The sequence below is a fragment of the Actinomyces urogenitalis DSM 15434 genome (assembly GCF_000159035.1).
In the GTDB taxonomy this organism is placed as follows: Bacteria; Actinomycetota; Actinomycetes; order Actinomycetales; family Actinomycetaceae; genus Actinomyces; species Actinomyces urogenitalis.
The window spans coordinates 149,341-152,180 of record NZ_DS999576.1; the positions used below are offsets into that span (position 1 = coordinate 149,341).

4 protein-coding genes are annotated in these 2,840 nt (G+C 70.1%); all 4 read right to left on the minus strand.

The annotated features are described in order from the left end of the window. On the minus strand, nt 1-221 hold a 221-nt coding region (locus HMPREF0058_RS08825), incomplete at its 3' end, for a GntR family transcriptional regulator (RefSeq protein ID WP_006549431.1). Next, entirely contained in the window at nt 218-1,099 is an 882-nt protein-coding gene (locus tag HMPREF0058_RS08830) for a hypothetical protein (protein ID WP_006549432.1), read from the minus strand. The genes HMPREF0058_RS08825 and HMPREF0058_RS08830, both read right to left, overlap by 4 nt. Nucleotides 1,100-1,335: 236 nt before the next feature. Then, on the minus strand, nt 1,336-1,968 hold the full coding sequence (locus HMPREF0058_RS08835; protein ID WP_006549433.1) for a hypothetical protein: 633 nt from the start codon (nt 1,966-1,968) through the stop codon (nt 1,336-1,338). Nucleotides 1,969-2,166: 198 nt separating this feature from the next. Next, nucleotides 2,167-2,840, minus strand: a 674-nt coding sequence (locus tag HMPREF0058_RS08840) for an FtsX-like permease family protein (RefSeq protein ID WP_006549434.1), incomplete at its 5' end; no start/stop codon positions are given.

The window sequence follows — 2,840 nt, forward strand, 5'->3', positions numbered from 1 at the left end:
CCGGCAGCGCGGCGCGTGACCACCATGCCGGCCGCCTCCAGCTCCTTGTAGGCGCGGGCGACGGTGCCCGGGGCGAGGCGCAGGTCGCCGGCGAGCTGACGCACGGGGGGAAGGCGCTGGCCCTCCTCCAGGGCACCGTCGACGATGAGCGAGGCGATCTGGGACCGGACCTGCTCAAAGGGCGGGGTGGGGGAGTCTGTGATCGTGATCGTCAGGTTCATGCCGACACCTGCCGGGGGGAGCGAGCGAGCAGGACCGCGCCGTAGACCATCGACGCCACCGCCACGACGATACCGACACCGCCTATCGTGCCGCGCCCGTAGTCCCAGCCGGCAGCCTCCCAGGTGGCCGCCTCGATCATGGGGACGCCCAGGAGCGGAAGGGGGAGCGCAGCGGAGACCAGGAGCAGCCCGAGCGCTCCCTCAGCCAGGTAGCGCCGTAGCGCCTGGTCGAGCGGGCCGGGGCGGGACCCGACCTGTCCGCGCGTGGCGACCCGCCGCAGCGCGAGGAGACTCGCGGTGAGCTGGATGATCAGGCCTGCGGCAAGAGGTACCAGCATGCGTGGCCCGGGCCAGGGGGCGTAGGCGCTGGAGATGGCCTCGCCCGTTGACGCCGTTGAGACCCCGAGGAAGTAGGAGCCTGCGGGTAGGGCGGGACCGCCAGGGGCATGCCAGGGCTCGGCGGCTGTGACAGGGAGCCCGACGGCGGCGTCCGCGGCTAGCGAGAGCACGGCCAGCAGGAGCAAGACGAGGCCGGTGGCGGGTAGGTAGTCGACGATGCGTCGGCGGGCCAGGGAGGCGGTGCGCTCCGGGGCCATGACGGCCGGGGAGCGACGCTCGCCGAGCAGCAGGATGGCTAGCCCGACGATCCCGAAGAGTGCCACGCCCTCGGGGTGCCCACTGAGGTAGGCGGCGGCTGTGGCGGCCAGCGCGAAAAGGACCGCTGCAGCGCGGGTACGCGTGGAGTGCCGGATGATTGCTGACAGCGGGTGGGCCTGTGCGGCAGGACGGGGACAGGTGGCGCGCAGCGCGCTGATGACGAGGGTCAGGAAGACGGCGGTGAGGACGAGGAGGAGAGCGATGTACGGAAGAGGTGACACAACGGCTCCTTTGTGTTGAGATGATGATACAAGAGTGCTCGTCCTGGACGTTTGTGTCAACCCTGTGGTGCAAGCGGGTGCGGCGAGTGAATGTTGCTCGCCGTCGCTACCCCGCTGTCGCCGTCGCTACCCCTTGGTGTCCTTCGCACCCCCGTAGCGCGCGCCATGGGGTAGCGGAGGGCGCGTTGGGGTAGCGGGCGTCGGCATGGGGTAGCGGAGGGCGCGCGGGAGCTGGTTCAGCGAGGTGCTTGAGGATGGGCCTTGCCCGCTCGCCCAGCCAGGATCTTCTTGCGGGTAACGAGCCAGGCCCCGGCCAGGCCGGCAACGGTGAGCACGAGCCCGCAGGCGACGCCTGCCCAGCGCTCAGGCCAGGGCAGGAAGGACGGCTGTAAGAGCCAGGTGCGTACCCACGGCTCGGCCACGGCACCCACCGGGACCACGAGACCGGCCACGAGCCCCGGCCAGCCCGGTCGCCTGGCCACCCACCCCACCAGGCCAAGGGGAGCGCAGGCGAGGACGCCCAGGATGAACCAGTGGGTGTTCTCCGCCCATATCCCGACGTTGTACATGCCCACCAGCTGGCCGAGCCCGTAGTGGAAGGCGAGCGTGCCCTCAGCGGCGAGGACCGCAGCGACCACGGAGATCGTCGGACGGCTCATGAGCCAGCCTGCGAAAACTCCAATGCCAGCCCACACAGTGCCGCAGTTGACGAGCTTGCTCACCGTCTTACGCAGGAAGGAGAACACCTGTATCTGGCCCTCCAACTCGCTGACAGAGACCCAGTTCGAGGCGAGCGAGACCAGTGCGAGTCCGGTGCAGACCAGCACCAGGCTCAGCCACGGGCGTCCTTGCAGTCTCGATGTCCTCATGCACCCAGTCTCGCAGCGGGTGGGACGCTGCGCACCGCAATGAGGGGCCTGATGAGACCCACCCGGCCGCGCACCTGGCCGCTTGAGTGCTGGAGCCGGTCATCTAGACCGTAGCTTTCCGCGCGGAACCGTAGGTTGCGCTGCCCACAACCCACGGTTGTGAGCAGGAAACCACGGTCTGAGTGAAAACCCTTGCGCTCAGTCGCGGTCCCGCAGGGTCTGCCCCAGGCTCTCTCGACGGCCGGCGCGGGAGGACAGGACCATGGCCAGGCAGGTCGTGGCCAGTGTCATCGCGCTGACCAGCCCCATGGCCGTCCAGGGGCCGTGGGCCACGACCTGCCTGACGGGCCGGTCCAGGAGCTCACCCAGTAGCGCGCTCGTCCCGACCGAGACCACGAGCCCCAGCATGATGGCGCACGCCGCGTGCAGTACGCCCTCCAGCACCTCGATGCCGAGCACCGCCGACTCGCTCGCACCGGCCGCGCTCAGCAGGGCCGCGTCACGACGACGGTGTCCCGCACTCATGGCGATCACCGCCACTCCGCCTGTCCACGCGGTGAGGAAGGCCAGCCCGAACAGCGTCACAAAGCCGGAGACCTGCATGTTGCCGATGCCAGCGGACTGCACCCCGAACATGACAGCCACCATGCCGATCGCCACGAGGAAGGGCAGGACCGTGGCGGAGGAACGCCGGGACTCTAGCGCCGCGGTCCGGGTAGCCACGAGCCAAGCCGGTCCGGGCAGCGCCAGCGCCGCGAGCGCCCGCAGCCCAGCCGGCACGAGCCACCTCGCCAGCACGCACAGGACGACGAGCACGCCGAAGGCGCTGAGGATCGCGGTCGTCGCTGCGTCGTCATTGCTGAGCACGCCGC